This is a genomic window from Neobacillus drentensis NBRC 102427 (genome assembly GCF_001591445.1).
GTDB lineage: Bacteria > Bacillota > Bacilli > Bacillales > Cytobacillaceae > Neobacillus > Neobacillus drentensis.
In genome coordinates, this window is the sequence record NZ_BCUX01000032.1 from 38,252 (window position 1) to 58,186 (window position 19,935).

Annotated in this window: 17 protein-coding genes; 14 read left to right on the forward strand and 3 right to left on the reverse strand. The window is 32.4% G+C overall.

Translation table 11 applies throughout. From position 1 onward, the window contains the following. Positions 1–109: 109 nt before the first annotated feature. On the reverse strand, positions 110–1,342 hold the full coding sequence (locus BDR01S_RS16200; RefSeq protein WP_066248471.1) for a C40 family peptidase: 1,233 nt from the start codon (positions 1,340–1,342) through the stop codon (positions 110–112). A gap of 489 nt (positions 1,343–1,831) precedes the next feature. Here BDR01S_RS16200 and BDR01S_RS25410 point away from each other — a divergent pair, with 489 nt between their 5' ends. The 14 genes from BDR01S_RS25410 (at position 1,832) to wecB (ending at position 18,562) form a co-directional block, all read left to right on the forward strand. Then, positions 1,832–1,987, forward strand: a complete 156-nt coding sequence (locus BDR01S_RS25410; protein ID WP_157406192.1) for a YwzD family small protein — start codon at positions 1,832–1,834, stop codon at positions 1,985–1,987. 333 nt (positions 1,988–2,320) lie between these two features. After that, the gene (locus tag BDR01S_RS16205; RefSeq protein WP_066248468.1) at positions 2,321–3,070 is read left to right on the forward strand and encodes a YveK family protein; all 750 of its coding nucleotides are present in this window, start codon (positions 2,321–2,323) and stop codon (positions 3,068–3,070) included. Further along, positions 3,060–3,761: a CpsD/CapB family tyrosine-protein kinase gene (locus tag BDR01S_RS16210; protein ID WP_066248466.1), complete on the forward strand. Its 702-nt coding sequence runs from the start codon at positions 3,060–3,062 to the stop codon at positions 3,759–3,761. Before BDR01S_RS16205 ends, BDR01S_RS16210 begins: the two co-directional genes overlap by 11 nt. Before the next feature lie 87 nt (positions 3,762–3,848). After that, entirely contained in the window at positions 3,849–4,613 is a 765-nt protein-coding gene (locus BDR01S_RS16215) for a tyrosine-protein phosphatase (RefSeq protein WP_066248462.1), read from the forward strand. 322 nt (positions 4,614–4,935) lie between these two features. After that, the gene (gene galU, locus BDR01S_RS16220; RefSeq protein ID WP_066248460.1) at positions 4,936–5,829 is read left to right on the forward strand and encodes a UTP--glucose-1-phosphate uridylyltransferase GalU; all 894 of its coding nucleotides are present in this window, start codon (positions 4,936–4,938) and stop codon (positions 5,827–5,829) included. Positions 5,830–5,845: 16 nt separating this feature from the next. Next, positions 5,846–6,523, forward strand: a complete 678-nt coding sequence (locus tag BDR01S_RS16225; RefSeq protein WP_066248457.1) for a sugar transferase — start codon at positions 5,846–5,848, stop codon at positions 6,521–6,523. Positions 6,524–6,598: 75 nt separating this feature from the next. After that, complete coding sequence (locus BDR01S_RS16230; RefSeq protein ID WP_066248455.1) at positions 6,599–8,509, forward strand: alginate lyase family protein; 1,911 nt, start codon at positions 6,599–6,601, stop codon at positions 8,507–8,509. 26 nt (positions 8,510–8,535) lie between these two features. Beyond that, positions 8,536–9,822, forward strand: coding sequence for a glycosyltransferase family 4 protein (locus BDR01S_RS16235; protein WP_066248452.1), 1,287 nt, complete (start codon positions 8,536–8,538; stop codon positions 9,820–9,822). Beyond that, a complete protein-coding gene (locus BDR01S_RS16240; protein WP_235846589.1) occupies positions 9,812–10,981 on the forward strand; it encodes an O-antigen polymerase in 1,170 nt (389 codons plus the stop codon). The genes BDR01S_RS16235 and BDR01S_RS16240 overlap by 11 nt, the downstream gene beginning before the upstream one ends. A gap of 32 nt (positions 10,982–11,013) precedes the next feature. Beyond that, positions 11,014–12,510 carry a murein biosynthesis integral membrane protein MurJ gene (gene murJ / locus BDR01S_RS16245; protein ID WP_066248450.1) on the forward strand — a complete coding sequence of 499 codons (1,497 nt, stop codon included), beginning with the start codon at positions 11,014–11,016 and terminating at the stop codon, positions 12,508–12,510. 32 nt (positions 12,511–12,542) lie between these two features. Continuing rightward, positions 12,543–13,613, forward strand: a complete 1,071-nt coding sequence (locus tag BDR01S_RS16250; protein ID WP_066248446.1) for a glycosyltransferase family 4 protein — start codon at positions 12,543–12,545, stop codon at positions 13,611–13,613. Between the two features lie 44 nt (positions 13,614–13,657). Beyond that, the gene (locus BDR01S_RS16255) at positions 13,658–14,098 is read left to right on the forward strand and encodes a serine O-acetyltransferase (RefSeq protein ID WP_066248443.1); all 441 of its coding nucleotides are present in this window, start codon (positions 13,658–13,660) and stop codon (positions 14,096–14,098) included. Positions 14,099–14,338: 240 nt separating this feature from the next. After that, positions 14,339–15,616 carry a nucleotide sugar dehydrogenase gene (locus BDR01S_RS16260; protein WP_066248441.1) on the forward strand — a complete coding sequence of 426 codons (1,278 nt, stop codon included), beginning with the start codon at positions 14,339–14,341 and terminating at the stop codon, positions 15,614–15,616. 1,794 nt (positions 15,617–17,410) lie between these two features. Then, entirely contained in the window at positions 17,411–18,562 is a 1,152-nt protein-coding gene (wecB, locus tag BDR01S_RS16270) for a non-hydrolyzing UDP-N-acetylglucosamine 2-epimerase (protein WP_066248433.1), read from the forward strand. A 248-nt stretch (positions 18,563–18,810) separates the two neighbouring features. Here the strand turns inward: wecB and BDR01S_RS16275 are convergent, their stop codons facing one another. Together BDR01S_RS16275 and BDR01S_RS25820 are read right to left on the reverse strand one after the other, a co-directional pair. After that, positions 18,811–19,137, reverse strand: a complete 327-nt coding sequence (locus tag BDR01S_RS16275; protein WP_066363251.1) for an NUDIX domain-containing protein — start codon at positions 19,135–19,137, stop codon at positions 18,811–18,813. 383 nt (positions 19,138–19,520) lie between these two features. Then, on the reverse strand, positions 19,521–19,935 hold a 415-nt coding region (locus tag BDR01S_RS25820), incomplete at its 5' end, for a triple tyrosine motif-containing protein (protein WP_218007876.1).

Sequence of the window (19,935 nt, forward strand, 5' to 3'; positions counted from 1 at the left end):
CCCCCCTAGATGATTAGAATAAGATGATTAAATATTTACTATTGCATTATTAGTTTAGTATTCTGTGAGAATCTTAAGAACAAAAAATTAAAAACGAAACGTAAAAGGATTAATAAAACCGTTTAAAGCTCTCAAAGTGGGCCTGGTAATAGGCACCTTGCAAGTTGGAAATCATCACACCGGAATCATTGGCGTGGATGAACTGGTTGTTGCCGAGGTAGATTCCGAGATGGGAAATTCCTTTTTTATATGTATTTTCGAAAAAGACAATGTCGCCGGCTTTCGGTGTGTCGACATAATAGGTGCGGTCGTAGAAGCCTTCAGCTGAATAACGACCTATTTTCATGCCTGCTTGATTGGCCACATAGTAAACAAATCCGCTGCAATCAAAGCCAGAAGGCGTGCTGCCGCCCCAGACATACGGAATCCCGATATGTTTCTTTGCACTTGCGATCATCTTCGCAGCGAATTCTGTATCAACGGTTGGTTCGGTTTTCGTTCCAGGAACCTTCAGCTTTTGGCCGACATAGATTCGGTCGGAGCTTAGTTTGTTGAGCTCTATTAATTCCTTGACCGAAAGCTGATATTTACCAGCGATTTTCCCTAGTGTATCGCCACTTTTTACGATATAATCCGTCGTTTCAGGCTGCTTAACCACTGGTGTGGTCGGTGCTGCTGTTTTCGGTGGCGTCGTTTTTACAGGCGTTGTGGTTTTTACTGGTGTTGTTGCGGCTGCCTTCCCAGGAACCTTGAGTTTTTGCCCAACATAGATCATATCTGATGTCAGTTTGTTCAGTGTTTTCAAGTTCGGTACAGTTGTTTCGTGTTTCCCGGCAATCTTGCCAAGATAATCGCCGCTTTGGACCGTATAGACACCCGTTGCGGCTGTTGTGGTCTGCGGTTTTGTAGCTGGTGTCACCGGCTTCTTCGCAGGTGTTGTTGTCGTCGCTGTCTGTTTCGCTGCGGATACCTTGAGCTTTTGGCCGACATGAATGATTGTCGTATCGAGCTGGTTCCATTGCTTCAGTTCACCAACAGTTACGTGAAAACGGTTGGCAATCTTAATTAAGGCATCGCCTTTTACCACGGTGTAGGTAGTAGACTGGGAGAGCTGCGTCATTTTGCTGGCTACGTTGATCTTAAGCATTTGATTGACGGAGAGAAAGTCCGACTTCAACCCGTTGGCTGTTCTGATTTCATTGACAGTCGTATCGTATTTTCCGGCGATTTTCGATAAGGTATCGCCTTTTTCCACCTTGTATGTATCGGCCAGGGCAGTTCCTGCATATACGGTCGAAAGCAAGGCGGCTGTCGATAAGGCACGAACAATAGTTTTCTTCATCTAGCACATCACCTCTTTTTTTTTGGAAAAGGGGCGGAGCGCCGCATAAGCGATTCATTTGAACCAGTCGTAGTAATAATACAAATTTTTCAGGGATAAATGAAGTGTAGCTTAGCTTTGCTCACACCGCCTTTATTATGTTGGTGTACTACTCATATTAAGTTCATTTCCATGCATGGGTTATGAGTTGAGACTCATGCAAGTTTTTTGACATTTTTAATAATTTTACCATAGTTTTCTAGTGTTTCGGACAAAAAGTTGTAAATCTTTCCTGAATTGTCAGCGAATAATGTTATATTAGTGGAATTATTAAAAAATTAGGGAGAAAAAACGTTAGGGAAGAAACGTCTCAGCCTCATTCCTCCTAACTTGGAACAAATCTTTACAATATTCACTAATTTATTACAAATTCCGCTGGAAGTCTATTTACATCTTTCTGGAGGTCTAGTAAAATTGTCAATTAGAGTAGACTAAAGGAGGAAATGAAAGGTGGATCGGACAGTAGAGGATCATAGCTCCCAAATGGCCAATTTCTCAGAGATTGTGAGAAAGGCATATGAATCAGGCACAAACGAGAATGGCATCACCCTAGAAAAACTAATCGCGGACTTAAAAGCGGACCTGAAAAATTTGATGGTTGGCTAATTATATAAATATAGATGATGAATTGAAGGCCAGCGAGTGATCCTCGCTGGCCATTTGTGTGTTTTGGGAACGATTTGCTGATCATTTGCTAAGTGGGAGCCATATAAATCCTAGTTTCTACTATATAATACGATTATTTGAATAACAACGTTTTCATTTTGAAAATGTAATCATCTGTATTGAAATTACTACCAATTGTGTAATAACTCTTCAAATTTATGTAAAAAGGGTGTTTAATAGATAGAGTAATAATTAATTAGACAAAAAAACTAAAAAGCTGACAAATTATGATATAATATACAATGTTTTGTATCGAAATTATAGGAGGAAGACATGGAAGAGACTATTAGTTTAAAAGAGTTGCTCGAGACATTGAAAAAACGATTGCTATTAATCGTATCGATAACTGTAATTGCTGCCATCATTAGTGGAGTGGTTAGTTATTATTTCTTAACCCCGATTTACCAGGCTTCTACCCAAATTCTTGTGAACCAAAAGAAAGATGCACAATCTTTATACAACTCGAATGAAGTACAAACCAACCTTCAATTAATTAACACCTATAACGTAATCATCACAAGCCCAGCCATCTTAGATATCGTTTCCAAAGAACTTGATTTAAGTATGACAGCTGCCCAATTAAAAGAAAAGATTACGGTTGGGAGCGAAAAGGATTCCCAGGTTGTTAACTTATCCGTTCAGGACCCTGATGCTACTGTAGCTGCACAAATTGCCAATAAAACAGCGGAAGTCTTTAAAAAAGAGATTGCTAATATCATGAATGTCGATAATGTGAGCATTTTGGCAAAAGCAGATGTTTCTGAAAATCCAACCCCGATTAAACCAAGACCCTTATTAAACGTGGCGATTGCGATTGTTGTTGGGTTAATGGCCGGTGTCGGACTTGCGTTCTTACTTGAGTACTTTAATAGCACGATTAAAAATGAGCAAGATGTTGAAAAAATCCTAGGTCTACCAATCTTAGGTGTGATTGCAACCATTGATGATCAAAAGCTAGAAGAATCGATTGCACGTCGTGCAGCAAAAAAAAATGCAGTAAGAGGTGAGAACTTTGGTGCTTAAAAAGAAAAAACTGAACAGTAAAGATGCAAGCCGAAAGCTTGTGACGGCACTTGACCCGAAGTCACCGATTTCTGAACAATACCGGACAATCAGAACAAATATCCAATATTCCTCTATTGATAAAGAAATAAGAGCGATCATGGTTACTTCTTCTGGACCTGCGGAAGGAAAGTCGACAACAGCTGCCAACCTGGCGGTCACCTTTTCTCAGTTGGGTAAAAAGGTATTACTAGTCGATGCTGACTTACGTAAACCCACGGTTCACCATACCTTTGGTGTGAACAACTTATTTGGCTTTACGACTGTATTAACAAAGCAGAAGACACTTGATAAAACGATTCTTGAAACAGAGGAACAGGATCTATATATCCTTACGAGTGGTCCCATTCCACCGAATCCTGCTGAACTATTAAGCTCGAAATCAATGGAACAATTTATTGAGGATGCGAAGTCTCAATTCGAATATATTATCTTTGATACCCCGCCATTATTGGCAGTAGCTGATCCGCAAATTCTTGCAAATCAAGTGGATGCCTCGATTTTGGTTGTGTTTAGTGAAAAAACAGAGATCGATCAAGCGAAAAAGAGTAAAGAATTGCTTGAGAATGCACAAAGCAAATTGCTGGGTGTGGTCTTGAATCATAAAGAAGTGCAAAATGGTGATTATTATTATTATTATGGCTCCAAGTAACAAATTTCGACAAATTTCTCCCTTCCCAAGTGATATATTTAAAAAGTCACAGAAAAATAACATTAAATTGGAAAGAGTGTGCTACTAATGATTGATTTGCATTGTCACATCTTGCCTGATGTTGATGACGGGGCGAGGGATTTGTCGGAAAGTATCAAGATGGCCCAGAAGGCTGTCGAACAAGGGATTCATACGATTGTCGCAACACCACATCATTTGAATAACCGTTATGAGAATCCGAAACAGACAATTATTGATAGAGTAAGGGAATTAAATAAAGTGTTACTAGAAGAAAAGATTGAATTAAATGTCCTTCCGGGTCAGGAAACAAGGATCTACGGTGAAATGGTTGAGGGCTATGAAGCTGGTGAAATCTTGTCAATCGATAATTCACAATATGTATTGGTCGAGTTTTCGTCTAGCCAAGTGCCGAGATACGCAGAGAAGTTGTTTTATGATTTGCAGATGGAGGGGCTTGTACCGGTGATCGTCCATCCGGAACGGAACCAGGAAATCATCGAACGGCCAGAACTTCTGTATCAGCTTGTGAAAAAGGGAGCATTATCTCAGGTTACGGCAGCTAGTATTTGTGGAGATTTCGGGAAAAAGATTAAGAGTTTTTCTTTGCAATTAATTGATGCCAACCTTACTCATTTCATTGCTTCAGATGCTCATAATACGAGCAATCGTACGTTTAAGATGAGAGAAGCGTATGATATTGTTCAAGCAAAGTATGGGAATGACATGGTTTATCTGTTTAAAGAAAATGCAGAGCTTGTGATTGAAGGCAGTCATGTTTATAAGGAAGTACCTGAACGGATAAAAAAGAAGAAGTTCTTTAATATTTTTTAACCGACTAAGCCGATGAGAGTTTGCTGATATTAATTACAACTTTATCAGGCAAAGTGCCTGATCGGCGAGGCTCCCTGCCCGTTATCGATGGGGGCACTCGATTGTGCTGTGGGTTTTTTCTGGGACCTTAGACGTATGTCGTCATAAGCAGGATGTGAGGCCGGGTTAGATGCCCGATTTTTAATAAAACATAAATATCTAATGAAAGAATAGGTGTGAAAGCACTTGCAATTCTATTAGGTATTTATTTTTTTGCCCACGTACTTTAGCAAGTGAAAGGGTTTTTTTAGATAAACGAAAAATATATTGGGGGATGATAGTCATGAAAAGAGTAAGAAAAGCAATCATTCCAGCTGCAGGGCTGGGGACAAGATTTTTGCCAGTAACGAAAGCAATGCCAAAAGAAATGCTTCCAATTGTTGATAAGCCCACAATTCAGTACATAGTGGAAGAAGCAGTCGCCTCTGGAATAGAAGACATTATTATTGTTACGGGTAAAGGGAAACGCGCGATTGAAGACCATTTTGATAATGCGATCGAGCTTGAACAGAATTTAATTGAGAAAGAAAAGTACGATTTATTAGAGAGAGTGCAATACGCTACAAATCTAGCAGATATTCACTACATCCGTCAAAAAGAACCTAAAGGTCTTGGACATGCGGTTTGGTCTGCTCGAAACTTTATAGGCAATGAACCATTTGCTGTCCTTTTAGGTGATGACATTGTCCAAAGTGAAACACCTTGCTTGCGCCAGTTAATTAATCAATACAATGAAACCTTTTCATCGGTGATTGGGGTGCAGCATGTACCTGAAAACGAAACGCATCGTTACGGAATTATTGATCCATCTTCTCAAAAGGACCGTCGTTATCAAGTAAATAACTTCGTTGAAAAACCTAAGCCAGGAACAGCTCCTTCTAATTTAGCAATTATGGGCCGTTACATCTTAACACCAGAAATTTTCATGTTCCTTGACCGTCAGGAAAAAGGTGCCGGTGGAGAAATTCAACTAACAGATGCGATTCAAAAGCTAAATGAGATCCAACGCGTGTTTGCTTATGATTTCGAAGGACAGCGTTATGACGTTGGTGAAAAGTTTGGCTTTGTAAAGACTACAATTGAGTTTGCGCTGCAGCATGAAGACCTCCATGATGATATGATAGTTTACTTACAAAGCCTAGTTGCTTCATTAGAAAAAGAAAAGGTTATGTTATAGAAGGTAGGGGTCGAGGTTGTCCAATCTAGCGAATCAAGAGGTTGCTTTTTTAGATAAACAAAAAACAACAGTCAATGTAAACGATCGAAAGCTATACCTCATCACAAAAAGATTAATGGATATTATCGGTGCATCATTTGGAATTATCTTGTTAAGTCTTCTCTTTATAGTTATCGGCATTTTAATCAAGATCGAAGACCCCAAAGGGAAAGTTTTTTTCTCGCAAAAGCGGGTAGGGTTAAATGGGAAAGAATTTAAGATGTATAAATTCCGATCGATGGTATCTAATGCCGAAGAAAAGCTTGCTGAGTTATTAAAGCATAATGAAGTATCTGGTGCAATGTTCAAAATGAAGGATGATCCGAGGATAACAATAGTAGGGAAGTTTATCAGAAAGACCAGTATTGATGAACTACCACAACTTTTCAATGTCCTAAAAGGAGAAATGAGTCTAGTTGGCCCACGGCCACCGCTAATGAGAGAGACTGCGGAATATTCGGAGTATGACAAACAACGCTTGATGGTTAAGCCTGGATGCACGGGGCTTTGGCAGGTAAGTGGGCGAAGTAGTGTTAGTTTTAAAGAAATGGTTGAGCTTGATCTAATATATATAAATAAACGATCAATAGTGTTTGACCTGAAGATAATTTTAAAAACAACATTAGTTATGTTTGGCTCAAAAGATGCATATTAATATAGTTTTAAAATAAAAAAGCTTGTATTTTTAATTAAAGATACTAAGTATCTAAGGTGGTGAGGCAATTTTATTATGAATAAAATAATTCTAATTTTTAACACTGTGAAATATCTAACCTTTAGACAATGGTTTTATCGTTTAAAATATATATCTATAAAAAGGTATAAAAGAAAAATAGATATAAAACATAACCGTGAATATAATCAGAATTTTCAATACTATGATGCTAGTAAGTTTCTTAATATTTATTCTAGTAAAGCTTGTTTTTCGAGTTCAAAAATTAAAGCTGATAACATTATTCAAAATAGATTTACGTTCTTAAATAATTTAACTTACCAGTTCACGGGTGAAATTGATTGGAAGAAGGACCCCTTTGAATATAGGTTGTGGAGTTTTAATTTAAACTACTTCGATTATTTAGATGATTTATTAAATGCATTTTTCTTTACAAGTGATAAAAGGTATCTAGACAAGGGATATGCATTGATTGATGAATGGATAAAAAAAAATTTAACCGTTTATGATAGTGATTTATGGGATCCCTATGTAACATCAAAAAGGTTAATAAATTGGGTTAAATTTATTAGCTTTTGTTCCATCCATAATAATACTAAAATAACAAATTTTTATGTAAAAGCAATATCCACACAATTAAGCTTTTTAAAAAGTAATATAGAGTACTATCTTGGCGCAAATCATCTTATTATGGATGCTAAAGGACTAATATTTGGTGGATGTTTCCTTGGTGATGATAAGGCAATTAAACAAGGTTTAAAAATATTAAGAAAAGAATTTACTGAACAAGTATTAACAGATGGGGCACATTATGAAAGATCCCCATCATATCAGGTTGAAGTAATTGAACATTACTTAGAGGCTGCTCTTGTTTTGAAAAAAAATGGATATAAAAAGATAGGTGAAGAAATTCTTGATAAGATTGAATTAATGTTTGATTATTTATACAACATAATAATGCCAAATGGGGAAATACCTTTATTAAATGATTCTACCTTAGATTATCCAATGAATGCATTAAACCTATTGGAATGTGGAGCAATTCTTTATAAGAAAAAACATTACTTAAACTATTGCAAGGGAGACTTTAGTGGATTTACATCCAAATTATTTAAAGAGGAAAAAGTTGATATACTTAAAGGGATTAGTGATGATACTAACATTGATCCAAAATATAGATCAAACTATGCATCGGGGTACTATGTTTTAAAAGATAATGTGGATAATAATCAATTATATTTTCTTTTTGATTGTGGTGATTGTGGTCCCGATTATAATTTAGGACATGCACATGCAGACTCATTAAATGTCATACTTACAATTGGAGCCAAAAAGATCTTAGTTGATTCAGGAACGTATACCTATAAGAAATGTTCAGAAAGAGATTACTTTAGGTCAACTATGGCACATAACACTATCAGTATAGACGGTAAGTCAAGTTCTCAAGTGTGGGCCGCTTTTAGGACGGCAAAACGTGCAAAAACTAAAGTATTAAAATATGAAGAAGATCAAGATTTTATCTTAATAACAGCAGAACATAATGGTTTTTGCAAAACACTTGGTTCTGAAAAGATCCTACACAAAAGAACAATAATATATTTTAAAGAGAAATGTTTCATAATTGTAGACAATATATATGGTGAAATTAATAAAACGCATAAGTTTGATTATAATTTATATCTTGGAGAGCAAGTTGAAATAATAGATAAAGAAATTGTTTTAGAAAATGACAATAAAATTTCTATAAAAACAAATAAGTCAAACCAGATTTCAGAAGCAGAAATTTCGGAGTACTTTAGTCTAAAGAAAAAAGTCCAACGCCTAATTGTTACAGATTACTTTAATAAAAACGAAAATATATTAACTGTAATTAATTTAGATAGGAACAAAAATAAAGTAGAAGTAACAGAGCTGAAAGGTAATATACAAGTATATATAAATGACAAAAAATATAATTTTATGGTTTAAACAATAAATTAAAAGAAGTGAATAATATGAAGATATTATATGTGTCACAGTTTTTCTTTCCTGAGAGAGTAGCTGCTGCTTTTAGAGCATATGAAAATTCTTTGATATGGGCGGAATTAGGAGCAGATATCACTGTTTTTACAACAACTCCTAATTTCCCTACAGGAAAAATTTTTAATGGTTATAAAAATTCTATCTTGAACAGGGAATCCATTGGTGGATTTGAAGTACTAAGAAATAAAATAATTGCTAGGCAAAATACAAATATATTTAATAGGTTAATTAATTACTTGAGTTTTCCTTTTTTTTCATTGTTTAATATCTTGTTTAGACAAAAAAAAATAGGAAAAGACTATGACATTGTTCTAGCCACAACAGGAACAATTTTTTCCCCTATTATTGGTCTTGTTTTTTCTAGAATAATTAAAAAACCATTAGTGGTGGAATTTAGGGATTTAACTTATAAACAAATGCTAGCAAATGGTACTAAAGAAAATGCCCTTTCTTATAAATTAGTCAAAAAATTGGAACTCTTTTTTTGTAATAAGGCTAACCATATTGTTACTGTTACAAATGGTTTTAAAAAAGTATTAGAGATGGAGGGAATAGATTCATCTAAGATATCTGTTATATATAACGGGGTTGAAATAAATAGCAAAGTTAATAGTATGAATATAAAAAGTAAAGAGATTCATAGTAATAGAAAAAAAATTATTTTAGGGTATTTTGGAACATTAGGAAAATCACAAAATTTATATTACTTGGTAGATGTAGTAAATAGTATAGAAATTCCTAATAAAGAAATCGAACTAATCTTTATTGGGGATGGTGCGGAAAAGGAAAATTTAAAAACTTATATAAATGAAAAGAAGTATAGGGGAATTCAAATATTAGGAAATATGCAAAGAGATGAACTTGACAGATATTATGAAGAATGTGATTTTGTTTTGGTTTCACTAAATAATAATTCTTCGTTTAAATATACTGTTCCATCAAAAATCTTTCATATTATGAGTAAAAAGAAACCAATTTTATACTTTGGACCTCGGGGAGAGGTAACAGAAATAATTAGTGAATCTGAATGTGGTATTGTGATTGATGAAAAGCAGGATACTAAAGCAAGCAATCAATTATCTTCTGTTTTAAATGAATTTTACTCAAAAAATATCCAAAATGGTGAACTGGATCAAATGGGGATAAATGGATACAACTATGTTGCCCGAAATTTTAATAGAACTGAACTTGCCAAGAATTATCTGGAATTATTATTGCATTTAAAGGAGGAAAATGAGCGTGAATCAAATGTATTCTAGAAAAAAAATTAAGATACATTTGATTCCGAGGAGTCACTTTTTGCTTATCGGGACTTTGATTGTATACTATTGGAATACTCTGTTCGGAAATTCCTTAATTGAAAAGGTAGCTGTCATTTTATTTATTTTAGGAATATTAATAGGTCGTTTTTATTCAAACATTATTCCAATATTTAGGGTGCCGAACCTTAGTGAAACTAGGATAAACAATTTATTAGTAACTCGGTTAGGGTTATTTATCGCTGGGATTGGACTCTTTAGTCATCTTCTATACTATGATTTATCCGTGTTTCAGGGTATTGAATACTCTGAGAACTATATAAATAGCCGCGGAAAAGGATATATTACGGTTTTTTTTGATTGGTTGCCTATTGGAATGTTACTGACCATAAGTGCTAGCAATAGGAAAAATAAATGGATGATTTTTGTGATTACTGTATTGCTTTTATCTTATTGTAGCTTTTACTTTTTAATTTTGATGAAAAGAAGACAAGTAATATTAGTATTAATATGTTTAGTTGCAATATTTCTAAATAAGAAGATTAATATTAAACATGTCATTTCAATGTATTTACTTGCATTTGGAGGATATTTTATTTTTAGTCTTTTTGGGAGAGTACGGGAAAAATTCCAAAGTGCAAGTTTTTTAGAAACTTTAAGTTATATAAAAGACAACTTTTCAATAGAATGGATTTCTCTTAATAATGGATTTGAGGGAAAATATATCTCTATGATACTTAGTGATACTATGGGTTATGTTGATGCAAATGGCTTAAATATATCAGTGTTATTTGGTGCATTAACTATAATTATTCCCAGATCTTTATTGGGTTTTAAATTTTTAGCTTTTCCTGATTGGTATACATTTATTTTTCATCCATATGAACACAGTTTGAATATAGGCTATGCAGGATCGATTGTGGCCGAGAGTTATTTGTATTTTTCATGGGCTGGTATATTACTGTTTTCGATAATAATTGGTTACACATCCAAAGTTGTAGATCTTCTCAGGGAAAGAAAACATAACATAATATATGGTGTTTTTATTTATATATGTACTATTCTTCCGAGACTAGATTTTGGGTCTCTTATTATTATGATATTATTTACACTATTACCTATTTTTTTGGTATATAAAGCTTCTGTTATTCGGAATTAACCTTTTTTAAGATAAAGTTTGGAGATAATTTGATGAATAAATTAGTTAAATATATGGGTATAGTGGCCATTGGGAATATATTAATAAAATTGATGGGGTTTTTTAGAGAGGTTCTACTTTCCAATAAATTTGGTGCATCTCCTGAAACTGACGCTTACCTCACATCCTATGTTATTCCCTTAATTTTATTTCAATTTTTAGGTGTGGGTTATGCAACGGCAATTATTAAAACATTATCCCAACTAGAAAATGAAAATGAAAATCAAAGTGAGTTTATTAATAAATTATTTTCATTTACCCTATTAATTTCAGTGATCTTATTAATTATTTTTTATATTTTTAGTACCGAAATAATAAGAGTCTTTGCACCAGGTTTGAATAAGGAAACAGTGGATTTGGCGTCAAACTTATTAGAAATATCGCTACCGATGGTAATTAGTAGTATGGTAATTGCAATTACTAGTGGAATATTACAGTATACTAATAATTTTGTTACTGATATTTGGTCTAACCTTCCTAATAATTTAATTATTATTGTATTTATTTTATTTTTTACGAATCAATTTGGAATTTATGGAGTTACTTATAGTAGTGTATTTGGGTCCTTAACAGTATTATTAATTCATTTTTATAAAATCTCTAAAGAAGGATATTCTTTTAAACTGAGCTTTAAATTTGATAAAAAATTGTTAACATTCTTGAAAGTATTAATACCAGTCACTTTTTTTTCAATGATGCAAATGATAGGAACTTTAGTTAATAGATTTATTGCTTCATTTATGGAAGAAGGAAGTATTTCTATACTATACTTTGCAGATCGATTATACAATCTGCCTTATTTAATTATTGTTTTGGCAATAACAACAACATTATTCCCAAAACTAGTAAGTGTTTATAATTCAAATGAAATTGTTAAGTTTAAAAAGTATATAAATAATCTATTTAAGATAATAACCTTGCTTTTAACCCCAGTTGTTATAATAATGTTTACATTAAAGCGTGAGATTGTAGAAATAGTATATATGAGGGGCAGCTTTTCAGAAAATGATGTTACTATTACTGCACTGTGTTTTGCTGCATACACTCTGGGCATATTATCATTAGGGATAAGGGAGTTGTTTATTAAAGTATTTATTTGTATTGGAAAATCCACACCTTTATTCATAAATACAGTTTATATGTTTTTAATTAATGTTATTTTAGGTTTTATTTTATCAAATGTATATGGAGTAGTTGGACTTGCAATTAGTACTTCAATCGCTTTTTTAATCTCTTCAATTTACCTATATATTAAATTGAAATCATTGAACTACATTTCTATAAGTAGGAAGTTCGCTTTTAAATATATAGTAATTTTTACTTTATTATCTTTTATAATTCATTTTATTTATAATTATATAAAAAATATTAATCCTAGCAATATAATAACTCTATTTTTAGTTTCATTAATTACAATAATATTATATATTCTTCTCCTCTACTATTCGAAAATTGTACCAAGGAAAATTATTACCTTAAAAAAGAGATAATGATCAATTGAAAATTTAAAGGGGTTTTTATTATGGGTAAAGATTTGCTTTTAGTTGGACCGATTTCCCAAAAGTTAGGTGGAGTTGCTACTCATATTAAAATATTAGAACAATGTTTTATTAATACTGGGTATGATGTTAGATTGCACGATATAAGTGATAATAATAAGAATAATCTATTAAAGAAAATTAGGGAAATAAAAAAAATTATAGACCTTAGGAAGATTTCTAAAAAGAATCCTGATAGTATCATACATTTAAATCCGTCAATTTACTTGGGTTCATTATTTAAGTTATTAATTATGCTAACATTAATTAATAATAAGAATATTATAGTCCAATATCATGGAGGCTGCTTTTCTTCATTATCTTTTTTTAGAAATCCTCTATTTAAATTTTTGTTTAATATTATAAATAAAAAACCAAGGAAAATTATTTTTCTTAGTAATTCACAAAAGAATGCATATTCATCACTTTTCCCTGCAACCACTGATAAAATTAGGGTTATACCTAATTTTATTGACATAAAGCCGGATGACAAGGTTAGGAAAAATACCGAAGTAACGAATATTCTTTTTTTATCAAGATTGGTTAAAGAAAAGGGTATTATGGAATTCTTAGATGCTGCAAAATATCTAAAAGAAAAAGCTTTGTTAGAAAATGGTAAAGTGAAATTTCAAATTATAGGTGATGGGCCAGCTTCAGTAGAGGTAAGAGACTATATAAGGGAAAATAAAATTGAAGATATAGTAGATTTCCTCGGTCCAAAGTTTGGTGTGGAAAAAGAACAATATTTAAAATCTGCACATATTTTCATCCTACCAACTAGTTGGAAAGAGGGTGTACCATATTCTGTACTGGAAGCAATGAAGTATTCTGTTGCTGTTTTATGTACTGATATTGGCGGATTAAGCGATATTATAATTGACGGTAGTAATGGATTCTTTATTACGAAAGACTCCCAAGATATATGTATAAAACTTGAAAATTTAATTCAAAATCCCAGAAAGGTAAGAGAGATTGGGGAAGGAGGCTTTAATTATACTTTAGATAAGTTATCTTATGAACAAGCACTAAGGACATTTATAAATATATATTCTTAATATTTGAAGTATGTATGTTTAGAATAACAATGGGAGGTAGTACTATGAATGTATATAACTGGTATTTATTCTCAAGAAGACTTGCTATTATTAAAATTCCTTTATTACCCAATCTAGTAACTTATTTAATACGCTTTATTTTTGGTTGTTATGTTCCTTATACTGCCGATATAGGTAAAGGAACAAAACTAGGTTATGGTGGGTTAGGAATTGTAATACATCGAAGAGCAACAATAGGTAAAGATTGCACAATTAATTCAGGTGTTACAATTGGAGGAACAACAAAAAAATATGAAGTACCTATATTAGGTGATAACGTCTATGTTGGAACGGGAGCTAAAGTTATTGGAAATGTTAAAATTGGTAGCAATGTAGTTATTGGTGCAAATGCTGTTGTACTTAATGACATTCCAGATAATTGTTTAGCTGTAGGGGTCCCAGCAAAGATAGTAAAAGAAAATATTGAAATAAGTAAATATATATAATCTTTTTAAATAACCCTTGTTTAGTATTAGTAATCTTTATAGTATTGAACTTTTAAATGTAAAATTATTCTTTTAACATATTCTTAGTAAAGTAATTTACTATTAAATCATACTATTGTTTGTTTTAATCTAAGAAAATATTTATTGCAATTCTCTTACACATAATTTAAATTTTTAAAAATAATATGGATATTAAATTTCTGTTTTAAAGCGATTTAATTTGATCTGGAGGACGAGTAAATGAAGAAAATCTGTGTTGTCGGGTTAGGATATATTGGTTTACCCACTGCAGCAATGTTTGCAAAATCTGGTTTTGAGGTTGTTGGTGTTGATATAAACGAAAGAGCAGTAGAGCTTCTAAATAGGGGAGAAATTCATATTGAAGAAGTTGGTTTGGGAGCATTAGTTAAAAAGGTAGTTGAGGATGGTAGGTTAAGAGCATCTACTTCCCCTGAGACTGCTGATGTCTTTATTATTGCGGTACCTACTCCTAACTATTTTGATAATACGGCAAATCTTGAATATGTAAGAAATGCAACTATGAATATCCTACCATACCTTAATAAAAGTAATGTCGTAATTGTAGAATCAACGATTCCCCCTAGGACAATTGATGATTTTGTTGCTCCAATAATTCAAGGTGATGGATGGATAATTGGGGAGGAAATTTATTTATCACACTGTCCTGAAAGAGTATTACCAGGGAGAATATTGATTGAGTTAGTTGAGAATACCCGTGTAGTAGGTGGAATAAATGAGATTTCTGCAAATGAGGCTGCACTAGTGTACAGTTCTTTTGTAACTGGAGAAATTATTAAGACAAGCGCTGTTACTGCTGAAATGTCAAAGTTAATGGAAAATACTTATCGCGATGTCAATATTGCACTTGCAAATGAACTTGCTAAAATATCAGATAGTCTTGGGATTAATGCTTTAGAAGTAATCCAACTGGCAAATAGGCACCCAAGGGTTAATTTACACCAACCAGGACCAGGTGTTGGTGGACATTGTTTAGCTGTTGACCCTTATTTTATAATTGAAAAAGCTCCAGATGAATCCCCCCTAATTTCTAACGCGAGAAAAATAAATAATTCAATGCCTAAATTTGTTGTAGAACATGTTGAGAAAATTGTTGAAAAACATGGTAAGGTAGCTGTATTTGGACTTACTTACAAAGGGAATATTGATGATGTTCGAGAAAGTCCAGCATTAGAGATAGTTAGTTTATTAAAAGAAAAAGAATATGAGGTCTCAATTTTTGATCCACATGCTAACCAAGTACAAGTAAGTTTTCCACTATCAACATTCGATGTTGCAATTGAAGATGCAGATTGTATATTAGTCCTAACGGATCATAATGAATTTAAGGGCTTAGATGAAGTGAAAATCCATACAAAAATGAGAAATCCTATAATATTTGATACAAAAAACTGGGTAAAGATTAATAGTTCTTCTATTAAATATTATAATTATGGGAACTTATACAAAATGTTTGAAAAGCAAGTAACGTTGGTTTAGGTAAATAGTTTTCTATGAATTGCATTAAATAATTAATTAACAATATAGGTGACGTGTACCTCTATTTAAAACTTTAAGAGGGATGTCACCTTTTTCTGTATAAGTTAGAATAATTGCAGCTATTATTTAATAGGGATAAATTATTTGGCAGTAGTTACTGTTGCTTATAAAATTAATTCAATTGAATTTTACTATTTATAAATTTGGTTAGTAGGATAGAAAATTATGTTTTTTACTTTTCAAATTTAAACTGTAAATCGTCTAGTTAAATGTTTGGAAAGGAGTGTAATTAAAATTCATAAAATTACCTGTTTTATTTTTTAATTGATTATTGGTCTCAAATATCTTTGATATCTATCAGCTCATCTTGATAGGCTGGCATGATTAACAACTAGGAGACATAGATAAATTTATGCAAAGTCAACAACTGAAATCATTACAGTTGCACGAGGATTAGCTGCAATATTACTGTTATTTCATCAGACTACTTTTCTTGCAAAAGAAAAGAAAAACTACAATTTTTTAAACGGGATATTTGAGCCAGGATCTATGGGAGTTGATTTGTTTTTAATTTTAAGTGGTTTCATTATTTATTATATTCACTATAAAGGTATTGGAAAAAGACATAAGTATAGATCTTTATTACTAAACGAATAATACGGGTTTATCCAGTATACTGGATTATAGCAGGAGTTTTGTTACCTATTTATTTTATAGTTCCTAACGTTGATGAAAATCACTTTAAAAACCCTTGGTTTATTATAAAAAGTATATTACTCTTTCCTCAGAAAGTTCATCAATTTGTTGGATCTGCGTGGACATTGACACATGAAATATTTTTTTATTTAATGTTTAGTCTACTTATAGTTCTAAAACCCAAGTATTCATATCCTATCTTGTTCATTTGGATAACTGGGTCTTTTCTGTTATTTATTTCATCCTTTTATGTTAATACCCAAAATTATTAAATTTATTTTTAGTTCATAAAATTTGGAATTTGTGATGGGTACTCTATCTGCTTATTTAGTATTAAAATATAAAGGGCGTTTTAATAGAAAGCTTTTCCTTGGTTTAATATTTCTTTCAATTTTGTGGATTTTAGATTATATCGATTTTAAAAGTATAAATGGAGTGCTTTTTGGGAGGATTCCTTCTGCTTTTATTATTCTAGGATGTTCATCATACGAAATGGATAAAAAGATAATGGTTCCACGTGTTCTTAATTTTTTGGGGAACGCCTCTTATCCATATATTTAATACATGGCTTTGCTTTACTAGCTGGGCACTATATATTTATATATTTTAATTTATATGAGAGGAGTATGATATCTTTTATCATTTTAAGTGTTTTTTCACTGTTTTGGGGTTGTATCTTTCATTCATTTATTGAAATACCTTTACAGCGCTACTTACGATAAAGAACAAGATTAATATTAATTCAGTATAACCTAAAGAAAACTAGTTAGAATTAGAAGGGTATTCTTTTATGAAATTATGTTCAATTTAAAAGATGGCTAATGTTCTTACTATTAATGTGATCCCATTAAATTAGAATAGAAGTCATATTAATTAGACTACTACTACTACTGTGGTGATCTTTATGGGTAAAATAATTGTCATTTTTTACACCTATGGTTGAAGTAATTGATTTGGACTACCAACACCTCCTTTGTTCCTCTTACAACAGTAGCCCAATATGTTTTTATTGCAATTTATTGATTAGAGAAATAGATTGAGGTTTCGTCTTGAGAAAGGACAAATGAAAGGTATATTTGAAGAGAGTAGGAGTTTTTTATGGGAAATAAATTAAAGGTAATGACTGTTTTTGGAACTAGGCCTGAAGCAATAAAAATGGCTCCTCTAGTGAAAGAATTAGAAAAGAGCTATGAAAAAATTCAATCAATTGTCACTGTAACTGCTCAACATAGGGAAATGCTTGATCAGGTGCTTAACATTTTTGAGATTGTCCCTGATTATGACTTAAATATTATGAAAGACAGACAAACTTTAATTGAGGTTACAACACGTAGCCTTGATGGATTAAATAGAGTTTTCCAAGAAGTGAAACCGGACATTGTGTTGGTTCATGGTGATACGACAACTACATTTATAGCTAGCTTGGCTGCATTTTATAATTCCATTCCTATTGGACATGTTGAGGCAGGTCTACGTACAAGAAATAAGTATTCCCCTTACCCGGAGGAAATGAATCGACAACTTACTGGAGTATTAGCGGATCTCCATTTTGCCCCAACCGAACAATCCAAGGAAAACCTTGTATTAGAAAATAAAAAGGAAGAAACAATCTTTATTACTGGAAATACCGCAATTGATGCGTTAAAGACAACAGTCAAAAATAACTATTCTCACGCTGTACTAGAAAAAGTTGGTGAAGATAAATTAGTCCTATTAACAGCCCATAGACGCGAAAATATAGGTAAACCAATGGAGAATATGTTTAATGCAATAATGCGACTTGTTGACAAGCACGAAGATATCCAAGTTGTATATCCAGTTCATATGAACCCGGTTGTCCAAGAAATTGCAAATAGAGTACTTGGAAATAATGATCGAGTCCATTTAATTGAGCCGTTAGATGTAATTGATTTCCACAACTTTGCTTCTAAAGCATATTTAATACTAACCGATTCAGGAGGAGTTCAAGAAGAAGCGCCATCATTAGGAGCTCCTGTATTAGTTCTAAGGGATACTACTGAACGACCAGAAGGGGTTAAGGCTGGTACGCTAAAGTTAGCCGGAACTGATGAGGAAACAATCTTTAAACTTGCTGATGAACTATTAAAGGATAAAAGTGCCCATGACCAAATGGCAAAGACTTCTAACCCATACGGAGATGGAAAGGCCTCTAAGAGAATAGTGGAAGCGATTCTTTTCTATTTTAGACATCAAAATGAAAGACCCATGGACTTTATAAACGAAGAATAGTGTATCAAAATATATAATTCCAGTGAAATATTTACATTGGGTTATTATTTACGCGGAAAACTAGTGTTACGAATAAGCTAGCTTTCCGTAGAATTTTTTTCAATTAGTTAATTTGTTTCACTTTAAATGTAGATACTTCATTAGTATTTCTTTTGTAATATTTGTTAAATTTAAGGGAAAATTATTTATATCAAAAAATTCAACATGGCAGATTTCTTTATTACCACAATTACATGTTTGTAATTTTCTTAAGTGGTGTATATTGAAGGTACATTAACCACTTTATCTCCATTTGGATATTCACTATAAAACTCTCTGCCCGAAAATATACTTAATAAGGTTAGGTTATTAACTTCTATGCCGATCTTTTCCATTACTTCCCTTTTAGCAGTGTCTTCAAATTTCTCTCCAGGCACCATATAACCACCTGGTAATCCCAAATTATTAGTGCCCTTTCTATAGAAAAGGGAGATTTTACTATCTGAATTTTTTACTATTATTACTGAGGAGACTAATATCAAAGGATAATTTTCCACAACTTTTCTTATATCCTCAATATATCCCGTAAGAATCACTTCCTTATTTCCGAAAGTATAAACCCTTGATAAGATATTTATATTTCTTTAATAAAGATTTAGAAGGCTTTTTTTCTTCTTATCCCTTATTGTTTTTGACACCAATAATTACCCATAGTTAGCGGTATTCCTGTCCGGAAGTGGACGAGTAAAATGGCTCTATGTATGTCCAGAGCTGCTCTAATTTTTGTCTCAAGTGGCTCTAACAAATGTCAGAGTTGTAACATTTTTATGTTTTTATTCAACTGATTTAAGGTTTAGCGCCAGCCGTAATTGAGGAAAAATAAACCCTTGTTAACATGATAAAAACCGTTAATACCTACACTTATTAATACATTAAATTGTAACTGCTAAGAAAAAATCTATAAATCTATTTAAAAAAATTACTTTTCATTATCGATAATTACATATTTAATTATTTTATAATCATCCACTGTACGAGTGGAATATTTGTCTTTTACATATACAGATATTTGATATTCACCTGCATTTGTAGGAACCCAGTTGAAAGTATTATTAGTTGAATAATTCTGAACGACTTTCCATCCAGTTCCATCATTTACCCAAAATTTATACATTTTACCAATTTCTCTCATTGCCTCGGAAGTTACTTGTATGCTTATATTTTTAACTTGAGGAGAAACTAAATCGGTCCTCACATTAGTCAATGTTACGGGAGAAGGTACTTCATTAATGATAGTATAATTTATTATTTTATAAGCATCCACAATACTAGTAGAATACTTGTCCTTCACATAGACAGAGATTTGATATTCACTCGTAGCTGTAGGAACCCAG